12 protein-coding genes are annotated in these 15,449 nt (G+C 68.8%); 5 read left to right on the top strand and 7 right to left on the bottom strand.

The annotated features are described in order from the left end of the window. Nucleotides 1-34 precede the first annotated feature (34 nt). Together ACFVBH_RS19885 and ACFVBH_RS19880 are read right to left on the bottom strand one after the other, a co-directional pair. On the bottom strand, nt 35-1,807 hold the full coding sequence (locus ACFVBH_RS19885) for an NAD(P)-binding domain-containing protein (RefSeq protein WP_379003216.1): 1,773 nt from the start codon (nt 1,805-1,807) through the stop codon (nt 35-37). After that, on the bottom strand, nt 1,807-2,727 hold the full coding sequence (locus ACFVBH_RS19880) for a diiron oxygenase (protein WP_379003214.1): 921 nt from the start codon (nt 2,725-2,727) through the stop codon (nt 1,807-1,809). The genes ACFVBH_RS19885 and ACFVBH_RS19880 overlap by 1 nt, the downstream gene beginning before the upstream one ends. A 130-nt stretch (nt 2,728-2,857) precedes the next feature. On the opposite strand from ACFVBH_RS19880, the gene ACFVBH_RS19875 reads away from it, so the two are divergent. After that, a complete protein-coding gene (locus ACFVBH_RS19875; protein WP_379003212.1) occupies nt 2,858-3,478 on the top strand; it encodes a TetR/AcrR family transcriptional regulator in 621 nt (206 codons plus the stop codon). Nucleotides 3,479-3,586: 108 nt separating this feature from the next. Here the strand turns inward: ACFVBH_RS19875 and ACFVBH_RS19870 are convergent, their stop codons facing one another. Further along, nucleotides 3,587-4,096, bottom strand: a complete 510-nt coding sequence (locus ACFVBH_RS19870; RefSeq protein ID WP_379003210.1) for an NUDIX domain-containing protein — start codon at nt 4,094-4,096, stop codon at nt 3,587-3,589. Between the two features lie 325 nt (nt 4,097-4,421). Here ACFVBH_RS19870 and ACFVBH_RS19865 point away from each other — a divergent pair, with 325 nt between their 5' ends. Further along, on the top strand, nt 4,422-4,802 hold the full coding sequence (locus ACFVBH_RS19865) for a nitroreductase family deazaflavin-dependent oxidoreductase (protein WP_354991114.1): 381 nt from the start codon (nt 4,422-4,424) through the stop codon (nt 4,800-4,802). Nucleotides 4,803-4,809: 7 nt separating this feature from the next. On the opposite strand, the gene ACFVBH_RS19860 is transcribed toward ACFVBH_RS19865, so the two are convergent. After that, entirely contained in the window at nt 4,810-5,316 is a 507-nt protein-coding gene (locus tag ACFVBH_RS19860; RefSeq protein WP_379003207.1) for a nitroreductase/quinone reductase family protein, read from the bottom strand. 231 nt (nt 5,317-5,547) lie between these two features. Here ACFVBH_RS19860 and ACFVBH_RS19855 point away from each other — a divergent pair, with 231 nt between their 5' ends. Beyond that, a complete protein-coding gene (locus tag ACFVBH_RS19855) occupies nt 5,548-7,101 on the top strand; it encodes a glycosyltransferase family 39 protein (protein WP_379003205.1) in 1,554 nt (517 codons plus the stop codon). Here ACFVBH_RS19855 and ACFVBH_RS19850 read toward each other — a convergent pair. From ACFVBH_RS19850 to ACFVBH_RS19840, 3 genes are all read right to left on the bottom strand, one after another. Continuing rightward, nucleotides 7,031-8,524 carry an AarF/ABC1/UbiB kinase family protein gene (locus ACFVBH_RS19850; protein ID WP_354991117.1) on the bottom strand — a complete coding sequence of 498 codons (1,494 nt, stop codon included), beginning with the start codon at nt 8,522-8,524 and terminating at the stop codon, nt 7,031-7,033. The two genes, ACFVBH_RS19855 and ACFVBH_RS19850, sit on opposite strands and share 71 nt — an antisense overlap. Nucleotides 8,525-8,893: 369 nt before the next feature. Beyond that, entirely contained in the window at nt 8,894-10,186 is a 1,293-nt protein-coding gene (locus ACFVBH_RS19845) for a PucR family transcriptional regulator (protein ID WP_379003203.1), read from the bottom strand. Nucleotides 10,187-10,196: 10 nt separating this feature from the next. Beyond that, nucleotides 10,197-11,999, bottom strand: a complete 1,803-nt coding sequence (locus ACFVBH_RS19840; RefSeq protein WP_354990325.1) for a long-chain fatty acid--CoA ligase — start codon at nt 11,997-11,999, stop codon at nt 10,197-10,199. A gap of 357 nt (nt 12,000-12,356) precedes the next feature. Here ACFVBH_RS19840 and glnA point away from each other — a divergent pair, with 357 nt between their 5' ends. Both glnA and ACFVBH_RS19830 read left to right on the top strand, forming a co-directional pair. Beyond that, entirely contained in the window at nt 12,357-13,793 is a 1,437-nt protein-coding gene (glnA, locus tag ACFVBH_RS19835) for a type I glutamate--ammonia ligase (protein ID WP_379003201.1), read from the top strand. A gap of 296 nt (nt 13,794-14,089) precedes the next feature. Beyond that, nucleotides 14,090-15,448, top strand: a complete 1,359-nt coding sequence (locus ACFVBH_RS19830) for a hypothetical protein (protein WP_379003198.1) — start codon at nt 14,090-14,092, stop codon at nt 15,446-15,448. Nucleotide 15,449: the final 1 nt, after the last annotated feature.

Genomic DNA, 15,449 nt, shown 5'->3' with positions numbered 1-15,449 from the left:
GAGAGTCCTTGCGGTACAGGGGAGAACGCGTCGTTCAGACGTCGAGCGGGTGCGCGTAGGGAAACGCGCCGTGCCCGGTGATGTGTGAGCCACCCCAGGGGTCCCCGTCGGTCAGCGTCGCCGGCACCGGGTCACGGCCCGGAACCCGCAGGCGCACCGGTCGATTCGCGACCGGATGCAGCCGGGCCAGGTCCGCGCACGCGTCGAGCCGCCCGGACCAGTGCACGGTGTTGTCGACCGGCTGATACAGGGCGAGCAGGTGCGCGCGCACCGGGTACTCGACGCCGTCGGGGCCGCTGACGAAGGCCGGGCCGTGGTACTCGTCCTCGTCCTCGCGATCCTCGGCGCGGGTGAACTCGAAGTCGTCGGATCGCGGCATCCGGGTGCGCCGCCAGTACTCGAGGGTCGAGCCGGGCCAGATCGCCCGGTTCACGCCCTCGTCGTCCAGGTACCAGCTGCGGCAGCCGCCGGTGGTCCACACCGTGCCCCGGGACCGGTGTTGCAGCATCCGGTTGAACTGCTGCTGCACATGCGCTTTCACCTCGACACGGGTGGCCTCGCGATCGCGCATCGTCGTGAGCAGTTGCGCGATGTAGCGGGCCTGGGCCTCGATCATGAAGACGATCGACTGGTTGCCGACGCCGCTGTTGGGGCCGACGATCAGGAAGTAGTTGGGTAGGCCGTGTGCGGCCAGCCCAAGGTACGCCTGCGGGCCGTCGCGCCACAGTTGCCGGACGGTGCGCCCGCCCGCGCCGATCAGGTTCCGGCCGTGGAACTTGTCCGCGACCTGGAATCCGGTGCCGTAGACGATGATGTCGGCCGGATGGTCGACCCCGTCACCGGTCCGGACCCCGGTCTCGGTGATTCCCGTGATCGGGGCGGTGACAACGGTGACGTTCTCGCGTGTCAGCGCGGGATAGTAGCGATTGTCGATCACCATGCGCTTGCAGCCGATCTCGTAGTCCGGTGTCAGTCGCTCGCGGAGAACGGGATCGCCGATCTGTCGGCGCAGATGCGCCCGCGCCACCGCGCGCACCATCGGCATGTATCGCGGGCGCAGGAACGCGCCGACCAGCGCCTCGTGGCCGAAATAGACGCCGGCCCGCGCCATCCCGCGCAGCCCCGGGATCGCCCGGTACGCGGTGCGCTCGGCGGCGGTGATCGGGCGATCGAGTTTGGGCAGTACCCAGCTCGGCGTGCGCTGGAACACGGTCAGGTGTTCGGCGCGCGCGGCCAGATGCGGGGTGAACTGCACCGCGGAGGCGCCGGTCCCGATCACCGCGACCCGGCGGCCGGTCGGATCGGCCGTGTGATCCCATCGGGCGGAATGAAAGATGCTGCCCGCGAACGCATCCGCGCCGGGAATGGCGGGGACGTTCGGGATGTGCAGCGGCCCGGTGCCGTCGATGACCGCGCGGGCGGTGCGTTCGACGCCGTCGGCGGTGGTGACGGTCCAGGTGTCGGAGTTCTCGTCGAAGGTCTCCGCGACGACCTCGGCGCCGAAGCGGATGTCGCGGCGCAGGTCGAAGCGGTCTGCCACCGAGCGCAGGTACTCGAGGATCTCGGGCTGGGTCGCGTAGCCGCGCGTCCACCTCGGATTGGGTGCGAAGGAGAACGAGTACATCAGCGACGGCACGTCGCACGCCGCGTCGGGATAGGTGTTCTCTCTCCAGGTGCCGCCCACCTCGCCGGCCTTCTCGAGGATCACGAAGTTGTGCATGTTCTTGCGGCGCAGCATGATCGCCGCGCACAGGCCGGCGAACCCGGCCCCGACGATCACGACGTCGTACCGCGGGAATCCGCTCATCACAGGAATCCGAATCGACGCCACAGCAGTCGCGAGACCGGATTCATCAGGCCGTTCTCGCACAGGAACCGATACAGGCCCTCGAACGCCTCGCGGCGGCGCGCGTTGACCGGTTCGTTGGCGCGGGCCTGGCGCATCGCCTCGGCGGAGTCGAGTCCGCACCGCTCGTACACACGCCGGTCGTACATCAGCCGGCGCAGCACGAAACCCGCCGCGCCGTTGGCCGAGGCCGCGAATTGCCGTTCCCACCACGGCGCGTGCCGCACACGCCGCCGCACGCCCTCGCGGGCGTAGCGAATGTGGCGGGCTTCCTCGGTGACGTGAATGCGCATGATCTGCGCGACGATCGGCTGCAGGTCCGGGTGCCGCGCGAACGCGCGCTGCGCGTCGTCGATGACCTCCTCGCCGCACAGGGCGGCCACCCACAGGAACAGACCCCGGTAGAAGAACGGAAAGCTCTGCACCGCCATCGCTTCCAGCGGCGAGAGCCGGTACGGCAGGGCGCCGACGGCGGTGATCACGCGGCTGAACATGATCATGTGGCGGGTCTCGTCGCCGATTTCGGTCAACGCGTACTGCACGTTTCGCGAGGTCGGGTCCTGATGGAGCATCGCCCGCAGCAGGCCCTGGTTCAGCGTGTTCTCGAACCACACCGCCCGGCTGAGCATGTTCGCCAGCTCCTGCCGGGAGAGCTCGACGCGATCGGCGTGGGACATGTTCTGCCACAGCGGCGTTCCGTACAGCGAGATCGTCTCGGGCGGCATGTAGAACAGGTTCGGGTCCTGGGGCGCGTCCCAGTCGACGTCGACGAGCGAGTTGTAGGAACGCCGCAGGGAACCTCCGATCAGGCGCTCGGCGACGGCATCGCGGGCCTCGGTGTTGATCGCGCGGGGATCGGTCGAATCGGTCGACGCGGTCATCGTGTCCTCCTCCTGGACGAACCGGCGGCGGATCACGCGGCGCGTAATCGCCGGTGCTCGGCATCTGCGCCGGGTGTTAGTGGAATAGTAGACAGATAGTGTCTATGTGTCTACTTCGTAGGATGTGGCCATGAGCCCGAAGGTGATGAGCGGTAAAGCGGCGAGCGGCACCCGCGAGCGCATCCTGGACGCCACACGCGAACTGGCCGCCGGCACCGGGATGCGCAAGCTGTCCATGGACGAGGTGGCCCGGCGGGCCGGGGTCAGCCGAGCGGGGCTGTACAAGCATTTCGCGGGGCGCGACGCGCTGATCAGCGCCCTGGTCGAGGAGGAGTTGGCCGCGTTCTTCGCGGGCGTGCAGGCCGTGGCTCAGGGCTACGACGACGACGCGGACCGGCTGGTGCACTCGTTCGCCGCGGCCTATCGCAGCCTGAGCGAGCATCCGGCGATTCGGCCCGTGCTGACCATGAATCCGGAACTGTTCCTGCCCTACGTCATCACCGCCGACAGTCAGGCGCTCAACTGGGGGCGGATGTTCGTCGCGACGTTCCTGCCGCTGGACGGCTGGTCGACGCCGGACGCCGCGAACCGATTCGCCGAGCACGTGGCCCGGGCTTTCCACACCCTGATCCTGATTCCGTCCGAGGTGCTCGGGCTGGATCGGCCAGACGGCCCGGAGGAGTACGCGCGGGACTTCCTGCTGCCCGTGTTGGAACACCTACGGCCGGAGGTGGATTCGAAGTCGGAGTAGCGCGTTGAACGGGGATTCGGACCTTTTCGCGCGGGGTGCGGGAACAGGCGCGGGGTGCGGAACTCGGCACTGAGGCACGCGATCCGGAGCGGGACGTGGAGACCCGGTTCAGCGCAGCAGGTGCGGGACCAGGACCCGGGTGTCGGGGACGAAGGGCCAGGCGGGGTCGGTCAGGTGGGCGCGGAGCTCGGCGTCGGTCCACCACCAGCCGTCGGCTATCTCGGTGGCCTGGTGGCGCAGGGGGCCGTCGGAGCGGTACTCGTAGGCGAAGAGGTGGCAGCGCATGGGTTTTCCCGCCCACTCGCCGTCCCAGGAGACCGTGGCGAGGGGTTGCAGGGGGACCTCGGCGGTGATGCCCAGTTCCTCGGAGAGTTCGCGGGCCGCGGCGTCGGCTGGGTCCTCGCCGGGGTCGAGGACCCCGCCGGCCAGGCAGTCGTGCATGCCCGCGAAGACGGCCTTGGTGTCGGTGCGGCGGTGGACGTAGATCCTGGAACCGTCCAGGGAGCGCACGAGCACCCCGGCGGCGGCGTGCCACAGGCCCGTCGCGTAGACGACCGCGCGATCCTGCGAGCCGATCTCGTTGCCTGCGGCGTCGTAGATCGCGATCATCTCGGGCATGGGGCTCCTCTCCGCGCCGGGTCGACGGTCGGACCCGAACACTAGTCAGCGGGACGACGGCGGTCGCGGTCCGGGTCCGCCGCTACCGGATTCGAATATCGCGGGGGTGGCCGAGGCCACGATCCCGACCCGAGGCCACAACCACACCCGAGCCCCCACAATCCCAACCCGAGGCCACAACGACACCCCGAGCCCCCACAATGCCAGCCCGAGGCCACAACGACACCCGAGGCCACGATCCCAACCCGGGCCCACAACCACACCCGGGACCGGAATGCGGCGTAGCCTCTGGGACGCAAACGTTTTCGTCGGAGAGGACGAGATCATGCCGTTGCCGCAGGCGCTGGCCAGGCTCAATCGACGCGTCAGCAATCCGGTGCTGGGCGTGCTGGCGCGGGTCGCGCCGGGGTTCGGAATCGTGCGGCACGTCGGCCGCAATTCCGGGCGCGCGTATTCCGTGCCGGTCATGGTGTTCCAGCGCGACGGCGGGTACCGCATCGCCCTGACCTACGGGCGGAACGTGGACTGGCTCAAGAACATCCGGGCGGCGGGCAGTTTCGAGTTCCAGACCCGCGGGCACGTGGTGCGGCTCACCGACCCGGTGGTGGGACAGGACTCCTCGGCGTCCTGGGCCCCGCCGGGCGTGCGGCAGGTTCTGGTCGCGCTGTCCGCCGAGAACTACGTGCAGGCGCGCGTCGCCGAGTGAGGCCCGGCTAGCGGTGCGGGGTGAGGCGGATGACGACCCCGCCCTGCTGCCAGGTCTGATAGATGTCGGCCCGGTGCGGGGAGCCGTCCGGGTCGAAGCCGATGCCGTTGAAGGCGGCGTTGCGGGCGTTGTCGCGGGCGACGATCTCGTACAGGCGCATGACCGATTCGCTGTCGGTGTGCACCTCGGCGTCCATCGTGCGCCGGGGACCGCCCGCGCTGATCTCGAGCGGCACGTCCTTGCGGATGTTGCGCACCCAGGGATGGTTGGCGGTGCCGATGAGCAGTTCGCCCTCGTGCCGGGTGTAGGCGAGGGGCACGTCGTAGACCTTCCCGGTCTTGCGGCCCACCACGTGCAGGATCACTAGCCGTTTGCCGACCACGCCCGACAGCACGGGCACGCGCAGCAGCACGCGGATGAACTTGTTCAGGGTGCCCTGGGACGAGCGGATCGGCTGCGGGCCGGTCGTGGTGGGGATACCGAACGGATTGGTCTCGGGCGGCTGGGCGGTCATGGCCACACTCCTTGCCTGAAAGCTGTTGTACGGCAGTGCGATACGAGCGCAAGTATAGGCCGCCGCGACAGGGGCTTCGGCGCGGTGGCGGCGCGCCTGGGCCGCGCGGGCGAGCGACAGCGCGTTCGAGAGCGTGATTTGTCCGAATTACAGCTGTTTCGCAGGCGGGCCGGATCTGATGAAAGCTGTAGATTTGCTGAAGTCCAGTGCCTGCCTGCGAGGAGTGTGCCGATGACCGACGTGGTTGATCGTCCGGCTCAACCCGGATCCTCGGGACGACATGCGGCGGTGGAAGAGCAGACCGGCATGGCGTGGTGGGCGGTCGCGGCCGTTGCCATTCCGGCTGCTGTGGTGTTGCTGCTGTCCTCCACGCGGTACGGATACTTCGGCGACGAACTGTACTTTCTGGCCTCGGGGCGACGCCCGGCCTTCGGGTACGCCGACCAGGGGCCGGTGCTCCCGCTGCTCGCCCGGCTGATGGACACCATCGCGCCGGGCTCCTGGTTCGTGCTGCGACTGCCGGCCGTGCTGCTGACCGTGGCGGCGATCGTGCTGTGCGCCATGCTCGCCCGTGAATTCGGCGGCGGGCGCTGGGCGCAGGCGCTCGCGGCCCTGGGCTACGCGACCTCGCCGTTTCTGCTGCTGCAGGGCGCCATGCTCACCACCAACGCCATCGACACCGCGCTGTGGGTGATCATCACCTGGCTGGTGGTGCGCTGGGTTCGCACCCGCCAGGATTGGCTGCTGCTGATCGCGGCCCTGGTCACCGCGCTGGACCTGCAGGTCAAATGGCTCATCCCGTTCTTCTGGATCGCCGTCGCCATCAGCAGCCTGATCTGCGGTCCCCGCGATCTGGTACGCCGGCCGCTGCTGTGGCTCGGCGGTGTGCTGGCCGTGCTCGCGACCGTGCCCGAACTGCTCTGGCAGCACGAACACGACTGGCCGCAGCTCGAGATGGGCCGGATCATCGCCGATGAACAGGACATCCTCGGCGGCCGGTTGCTCTTCGTGCCCATGTCGGTGAGCCTGGCCGGATTCCTCGGGACGCTGCTGCTGCTCTGGGGGCTGTGGGCGCTGCTCACCTGGGATCTGCTGCGGCCCTACCGCTTTCTCGGTCTCACCCTGATCCTGCTGTACCTGGCGTTCCTGATCTCGGGCGGGCGGATCTACTACGCGGCGGGGATGTACGGGGTGATGATCGCCGCGGGTGCGGTCGGGCTGGTCACCACCGCCGAACGCGTGACGGCTCCGTGGCGGCGCGTCCTGATCGCCGCCACCGCGCTGCTGGCCTCGGCCGCAACCGCTTTCGTGCTCTATTCGACCCCGTGGCGACCGGCCGACGACATTCGCCCGCCCGCCGACGACGCCGAGGCCGCCATCAATATCGGCGTCTACGGCTCCTTCGGCTGGCACGAACTCACCGACGAGGTGATCCGCGTCTACGACGCGCTGCCCCCGGCGGAGAAGGAACGCGCCGTCATCCTCACCGACACCTATTGGCAGGCCGCGGCCCTGGACCAGTTCGGCCGCGACCAGTTGCCGCCCATCTACAGCCCGAGCCGCGGTTTCGGCTACTTCGGCGCTCCGCCGGACGACGCGACCGCGGTGCTGGCCGTCGGCGGCTACGAGGTGCTGCTGCGCACGCAGTTCGCGAAGGTCGAACCGGTCGGCAAGGTGGACACCCGGATCGGATTCCCGGGCAACACCCAGGACGTCACCATTTGGAAGTGCACGGAACGGAAGGAACCGTGGTCGAAGGCGTGGCCGAACTGGATGCATCTGTGACCGCCACCAGGTGACGCGTCACCGGCGGTAGCTCCTCGCCGAGCAGGAAGCGCTCCAGCGGGGCCGCCAATTCCGGTATGTAGGTGAGGAGTTCGGCGCGCAGCGGGCCCTCCACGTCCAGCTGGCACAGCACCCCGGCCGTGGCCACGATGGCCCGGCCGATCGGGGTGTACTGCGGCGCCGAGGTCAGCTCCCGGCACACGTTGGACAGTCGCAGATCGGTGGCCCGCAGCACCTGGCGGCGCAGCCACGGCGTGGTAAGGCGCACCACGCGGTGATAGAACAGCTCGCGGACCTCGGTGGTCACGATCCGCAGCGCGGCGATGTCGAAATCCCGGTCGGAGCGGACGAATTCGTGCCGGCGCAGCACCGCGAGCAGCTGGGCGTCCGTGCCGTTGAACGCCGCGTCGGCTATCTCGCCCACCAGGGCCGGGAAGTCGGCGGGAAAGGTCGGGCACGCGCCGAAATCGACCACGCCCAGACGGCCGTCGCGCAGCACCCGGAAGTTACCGGGATGCGGATCGGTGTAGAGCCGCCCGGTGCGCACACCCGAGGACAGCACGAACCGGGTGATCAGCAGACCGATCCGATCCTTCTCCTGCTGTGCGCCGGATTCGATGATGCGCGGCAACGGAATTCCGTCGAGCCATTCGCTCACCAGGACATCGCCCTGCTGGTGGACCACCTCGGGCACCACGAAATCCGGATCGTCGGCGTACGCGGTGGCGAAGCTGCGCTGGGTGGCGGCCTCGGTGACGTAGTCCAGTTCCTCGTTGATGCAGTCCGCCAGTGCCGCGGCCAGCGCACGGGTATCGGCGGCGGGCGCGAAAACCGTTGCCAGCGGGGCCAATCGGCGAATCTGCTCCAGGTCCGAGCGCACCGATTCGCGGGCACCGGGATACATGAGCTTGACCGCCACCGCGCGCCCGTCGTGCCAGACGGCCCGGTGCACCTGACCCACCGAGGCCGCGGCACAGGCCCGCGCGTCGAAGCGGGTGAAGTGGCTCTCCCACTCGGGCCCCAGGTTCTCGGCCATGGCCGCGCGCACCGCCCCGGGCAGCATGGCCGGGGCCGAATCCTGCAGGTGGCTCAGGGCCTCGCGATAGGGTGCGCCGAGTTCGGCGGGCAGGGCCAGCTCGTACAGCGCGAGCAATTGACCGAGTTTGGCCGCGCAGCCCTTGAGCTCGCCGAGTACCTCGAACATGTGCTGGGCGGTGCGGGCCTGGATGTCGAGTTCCACCTCGTGCGCCGGGCGGCCGAGCGCGCGCCTGCCCACCCCGCCCGCGCGCCGGGCCGCGTAGGCCACCGGCAGTGAGACGATCTTGGCGTTGCGGACCGATGCGCGAGTCGGCGGCTGCCCGGCGGTGTCGGAATCGGCACGGCGGCGCAACCGCCGGAATCCACCCTGGCGCGGTTCGGGCATGGAATACCTCCGAAGATCGGTGTCTCAGTGTGTCATGCGGTCGATCTCAGGGGGAGAGGGTGCGGGGGAGAAGATTGCTGAGAATTTTGGCCAGGCGGGGTGATTGCGGGCGGTGAATCCGTGCGGTGGCGGGCATGATTCGCTGTTGTCTGGGACGAATTCATCGGCAGACCGTAGCGGACATAGGGTGTTCGAAATGGCGATTTATGTCCACCTCACGGGTACCTGCTCCCGTGATCGGCTACTTCTAGATCATCTTTGAGCTTTGGTGCCCGACTGTCCGGGTCTGAGAGCGGATCGGGCCCAACCGAACCCGGACAGTCGTCGCTCGGCATGCGTATTCGGGCCGCCCGTGCGGTGTGCGGCGGGTTAGGGGGAGAAGGACGCCGATTCCAGGCAGCGGGCGATCCGGGCCGCGGACAGGGTCATCGCGTCGGTGGGCCGGTGCGGGTCCAAACCGGTGAGCTCGTGCACCCGCGCCAAGCGATAGGTGACGGTGTTGCGGTGGATATTGAGCAGGCGCGCGGTGGCCAGCTGGTTGAACCCGGTGTCCACGAACACCTCCAGGGTTTCGGCCAGCAGCGGCTGCGCGTCCAGCGGGGCCAGGACCGCGGCCAGGCCCGGCCGCGCCGAACCGCCCGCCGCGATCGTGTACTCGAACATGAGATCTGCTCTGCGGCACAGCATCTGCGGACGGTCCAGGCAGCGGCCGAGTTCTGCCAGCATGCGCGCCTCGGTGAACAGGTCCGGAATCTCGGCCCGGGAATTCGCGCTGGCCACCCCCACCCAGAACGGCGCGGGCGGCGCGGCGCGGCGGCCCGGTTCGGCCGCGGGTTCGCCCCTGCGCCCGGCCACCGCGGTCCGCGGGCCCGGCTGATCGGCCCGGCGCGCGGGCGTCCCGGCCGCGGGCGGGACGTACCCGGCCGGGTGGGCGGGAAGCAGCCGGGTCGTCAGCGCGGCGATGGCGGCGGTGCCGTCGTCGCCGGCCTGCAACGGCAGCAGCGCGGTCCAGCCGCCGCTGTCCATGCGCAGGAACACCCCCGGGATCGCTTCGATGCGATGGCGCAGTTCGCTGGTGTCGCCGCCCCGCGCGGCGCTGAGCCGGAAAGCCGCGATCAGGAAGGCGTCGGGCACCGCGATGGCAGGCTCGTCCGCCCACTCGATGGGGTCGCGCCCGGTCAGCAACGCGTCGGCGATGGCCCGGCGGCGTTCGAGCAGTTCCCACCGCGGATCGTGGGCGTGCTGCACGTACGCGGTCGCGATCCGGGTGGTGACCAGGGTGATGTACTGAATCAGGGACATGGCGGAATCGGTGAGCGTCTGCTGCTCCTCCGCGCTCGCGCCGGCGCGGATCCCGGACCAGATGTAGTCCGCGCCGATCCGGTACCGGCCCAGCACTTCCTCGAGGGGTTCGCCGTCGCGCACCCGGCCCAGCGCGATCTCGACGACCTCGCGGGTGTCGGCCTCCGACGGCGTCACCCCGCTGCGCAGGAAGTCGAAGAACAGATCCACGTTGAGCTTGATGCCGCGCTCGACGCCGCCGGCCACCAACGGTTCCGGCAGCGTCCGATACGGCGGCAGCACGCCCTGGGAATCTTCCCTCACCGCCACCGCCCGCCGGTACAGCTGTTCCAGCGCCCGATCCCCGATTCGCCCCTGCATAACTCTCCTACTACCCGTACAGCGAGTCGATAGTAGCCGCGTAGGCGTTAGCTATCGGTTTGCGCCTCAGTTTTCCGGTGGCGGTGAGGCAATCACTGCCCGGTGTCCACACATCGGGCAGCACCACGAACTTCTTGATCTGCTCCACCCGGGACAGCTTGGCATTGGCGGCGTCTACGCCCTCCTGCACGCTCGCCAGCACCACCGGGTCCTGTGCCAGGGCCGCGATCGAGCGATTCGATAGCTGATTGCGCTCGGCGAACGCGGCGACCAGATCGGGATCGAGGCAGATGAGCGCGGTGTTGTAGGACCGGCCCTCGCCGATCGCGACCACGGTGCCCGCGAGCGGGGTGCTCTCGGTGACGGTGTTCTCGATATTGGTCGGGGACATGTTCTTGCCCGCCGCGTTGATGATGAGTTCCTTCTTGCGATCGACGATCTTCAGGAAGCCCTCGGCGTCGATTTCGCCGACGTCGCCGGTGTGCAGCCAGCCCTGGGGGTCGACGGTCTCGGCGGTCTTGTCCGGGGCGTTGCGGTAGCCGCGCATGACCATGCGACCGCGCACCAGCACCTCACCGTCCTCGGCGATCTTGATCTCGGCGCCGGGCAGCGCCGTGCCGACCGTGCCGATCTTGACCCGCTCGGGGCGGTTGACCGTCGCGCCCGCGGTGCACTCGGTCATGCCGTAGCCCTCGCACAGCGGCAGGCCCAGGCCCAGGAAGAACTCGTGGGTGTCGCGCGGGATGGGGGCCGCGCCGGTGACCGCGACGCGAACCTTGTCCAGTCCCAGGCGTTCTCGAACGGTGGACAGGACCAGGCGGTCCGCGAGCCGGAAGCGCGCGTCCTCGAACGCCGACGGGCGGCGCCCGTCCGAGACCGCGCGGGCGCGGGCGCGCCCGGTGGCGATGGCCCAGTCGACCAGGCGGCGCTTGAGCGGGCTCGGCTCGGCGCGGAATCGATCCTCCAGCGCCGCTTTGACTTTCACCCACACGCGGGGCACACCCAGGAAGACCGAGGGGTGCACCTCGAGCAGCGCCTCGGCGACCTGCTTGAGGTCGGGGCACGTGGTGATCTGACCGCCGGTGGTCATCGACAGGTAGTGCGCGAACCAGCGATTGGCCGCGTGCGCGTCGGGCAGGTACGACACCACCTTGTCCTCGGGGCCGCCGCCGCCGAATTCGTCGATCACGCGGGCGTTCTCGAGGAAGTTGGTGTGGGTCAGCTCCACGCCCTTGGGCGGGCCGGTGGTGCCGGAGGTGTAGACGATGGTGAGCAGGTCCTCGGGATCGACCGCCCGCCAGGTGGCCTCGAAATCGAAGTCCGGCTTCGGGGCGGCCTCGACGGCGGACAGGGCGGTGGCGCCCGCGGGCTCGCCGTCGATGCACACGACGTGCTCGACCACCGCGCCCTGGGTCGCGGCCAGGGCGACCGCGGCCAGCACCTGGGGCGCGAACTGCTCCTCGCAGATGACGACCTTGTTCCCGGCATTGCCGAACTGGTACGCCAGCAACTCCACCGGGTTGGTGTTGTACACCGAGAACGGCGTCGCGCCGGTGTGCAGGACGCCGGTGTCGCACAGGTGGAACTCGGGACGGTTGGTCATCATGAGCGCGACGGTGTCGCCGCCGCCGACACCCAGGGCCGCCAGACCGGCGGCGATCGATCGGACGCGCCCGCCGTACTCGCCCCAGGTGTGCGACTCGGCGCCGCCGAGCGTTCGCAGGGCGACCGCCTCGGGATACCGCGCCACGTTCGCCTGAAACGCCTCGCACAGCGTCCGCGGCTGCACTGCCGCTACCTCTGATGAACTCACGACCTACCTCTGGTTCGACTGTGATCGAGAGCACCGCGGCTCCCGGTGTCATCCAGCACACCGCACAAAGACCCGTGCGGACCAGTGGCAATGGCGAAGATCTGCGGGTTCGCGTTTGTGCATGTGACCAAAGAGGGAAACTCGGCCCGGGCGCTGGGGCGCAGCACGGGCGCAGGCGGATTGCGCGCCCGGATCGGCGCTGCGGGGATACGGCCCGAGTGGCGCGAATGATCTTGGTACACAATCCGATTCGCGACCGGGCCGGTGCGGGGGAGACGTATCGTTGGACCATCAGGACCGCCGGTACCCGACTGGGCCGTCCGATCGGGACGCGGTGCGGCCGTAAGGGAGCCCGCAATGATCACTCCGAGCCCGAGCGGAGTCCAAGACTTCATCGACGCCGAACAGATCGAATACGTCGACGTGCGCTTCTGTGATGTGCCGGGTGTGCAACAGCATTTCTCGATACCCGCATCGATGTTCGGGACCGAACTGGTCGAGGAGGGCATCGCCTTCGACGGCTCGTCCGTCCGCGGATTCCAGGCGATTCACGAATCCGACATGCTGTTGCTGCTGGATCTGCGCACCGCGCAATTGGATTCGTTCCGCGCCGCCCGAACACTCAACATCAACTCCTTCGTGCACGATCCGCACACGCGCCAGGCGTACAGCCGGGACCCGCGCAATGTGGCGCGCAAAGCGGAGGACTACCTGCGCAGCACCGGGCTCGCGGACACCGCCTACTTCGGGCCCGAGGCCGAGTTCTACATCTTCGATTCGGTGCGCTACGAGACCGGGATGAACGGGGCCTTCTATCAGGTGGATTCGGCGTCGGGGAGCTGGAACACCGGCGCGAAGCGCAATGTCGACGGCAGTGTGAACCGCGGATACAAGGTGCGGCCCAAGGGCGGGTACTTTCCCGTCGCGCCCTACGACGCCGACGTGGATCTGCGGGACCAGATGTGCACCCACCTGCAACGCGCCGGCTTCGAACTCGAGAAGGGGCACCACGAGGTGGGCACGGCCGGGCAGGCCGAGATCAATTACCGCTACAACACGCTGCTCGCCGCCGCCGACGACCTCATGCTCTACAAATACATCATCAAGAACGCCGCCTGGCAGGGCGGGAAAACCGTCACCTTCATGCCCAAGCCATTGTTCGGCGACAACGGTTCCGGCATGCACGTGCACCAATCGCTCTGGAAGGACGGCCATTCGCTGTTCTACGACGAGTCCGGGTACGCGGGGCTCTCGGATCTGGCCCGGTACTACATCGGCGGCCTGCTGCACCACGCCCCGTCACTGCTGGCCTGGACCAATCCCACGGTGAATTCGTACAAGCGCCTGGTGCCGGGTTACGAAGCGCCCGTCAATCTGGTGTACAGCCAGCGCAATCGCTCCGCCGCCGTCCGCATACCCGTCACCGGCGCCAACCCCAATGCCAAGCGCCTCGAATTCCGCTGTCCGGACGCCTCGGGCAATCCCTACTTCGCCTTCGCCGCCATGATGATGGCCGGCCTCGACGGCATCATGAACAAAATCGAACCCGCGCTGCCCATCGACAAGGATCTCTACGAACTCACCCCCGAAGAATCGGCGGCGGTGACCCAGACCCCCGCGAGCCTTGCGGCGGTCATCGACAACCTCGAGGCCGACCACGAGTACCTCACCCGGGGCAACGTGTTCACCGAGGATCTGATCGAGACCTGGATCGTGCTCAAGCGCGAATCCGAGATCGCCGAGATCGCTATTCGCCCGCACCCCTACGAGTTCGACCTGTATTTCGACGTGTGACGTCCGAATCGGCTGTGCGCACGGCGTTTCGAGCCGTGGCGCGCGCAGGCCGCCGCCCCGCCCGGCCGGGAACGCGTTCGGAGGGTAGCGTGTTGACGAGAACTCGCAAGGGCAATCGCGTTGCGGGGAACGGTGATTGAGGTCAGGAGTGAGCGGGGGCAAACGGGTGGGGTGGGTTCGACGTGCGCATAGTCATACGGGGCGCGCTCAAACTATGACCTTTCCCTCACTGCCCGCGCCCATCACCCGGGTAGCCATACGATCCGGGCCTGATAGAGGTGGAAGGCGATGTGCCCATGGATCGAAACGCGTTCGTCGAAGTGATGAACGAGGCGAGCGGGATGCTGGACTCGGGCCGCGCGGAGGATGCGCTGGCACGGCTGACAGCGTTCGACGACGCGCTGACGACCCCGCCCGATCCCAAGGACTACGGCTGGGTCGTGTCCTACCGCTTCCGCTCGGCGTTCGCGGCCGGCGAATACGACCAGGCCCTGCACCTGGCCGAGCACGGCCCGGCCCGCTTTCCCGCCGACATCCCGCCCGCCACCCTGTCCACCATGTACTCCATGGCGGTGGAGGCCGCGACCCAGCTGGGCCGGGCCGAGACCGCGGTCGTGATGGCCGACCGCTGCATCGAGATCCGGCGCGGGCACGGCGACACCGGCGAAGTGCTCATGGCGGCCATGACCGCGTGCACCCTGCTCGGCGACATCGAACGACACGATCTGGCCATTCGCTACGCGCTGCTGCTCGTGGCCGAGGGCGAGGGGCACGACGAGCAGCGCTCGTACGGTTACTACGCGGTGTGCGCCGCGATCGAGCACGACATTCCGGGTCCGCTGCTCGAGACCCTGAGCGCCGGGCGGGAATGGCTCAGCGACCGGGACAACGAATTCGCCCGCGAGGCACTGGAATACCTCGACAAGGTGCAGTCGAACGCGCCGGCGGCGGCTCCCGCGGCTCCCGTATCCGCGTCCGCACCGGCCGAGGGGATCGCCGCCGACCCACAGGCCACGGAGTACCTGCGCATCTCCGACACCGGCGCCCAGCAGGTCACCGGGCCCGCGCAACCGCCCGCCGATCAGGTCGCGGGCGGCGAGACCGCCGATGCGCTGCTGGACGCGCAGCGCCCGGGGATCGCCGCGGCCGCCTACCGCGCGCTCATCGACGACGCCTTCGCCACCGGCAAGCCCGATCCGCTGATCGCGGGCAAAGCCGTACTCGGGCTGCTCATGTCGCTCATCTTCGACAACCGCGTCGGCGAGGCGCACGCGGTGTGGATCGACGAGCAGAGCGCGACCTTCCTCGGGGTGTGGGCGCTCGAGAACGGGCAGACCTCGGTCCACGACGCGATCGCATACAACCTGGTCGCGGCCTTCCTGCACTCGCTCAGCACCGGGGACCGGCACGCCGCCAACCACGCGGTCGACACCCTCATGGCCCGCACCATCGAGTGGGCGTTCGAACACGACCCGCAGGCCGTGCCGCTCATGCTCAACACCTGGAAGCTGCATCTTCGCGAGATACACGAGGGCGAACCGGCGCCCGAATTCCGCTGGGAACTGGGCCGATTCGAACAGCGCTGGAACGGGCCCGTCCCCGAGTCCGGCCTGTACTGGATGCGCCCCTACCGCTGGGTCGTCGACTGGGTCTGAA

Source organism: Nocardia sp. NPDC057668, assembly GCF_042799795.1.
Lineage (GTDB): Bacteria > Actinomycetota > Actinomycetes > Mycobacteriales > Mycobacteriaceae > Nocardia.
Note: the sequence above shows the minus strand (reverse complement) of the source record. Positions and strands in the feature narration are given on the sequence as shown.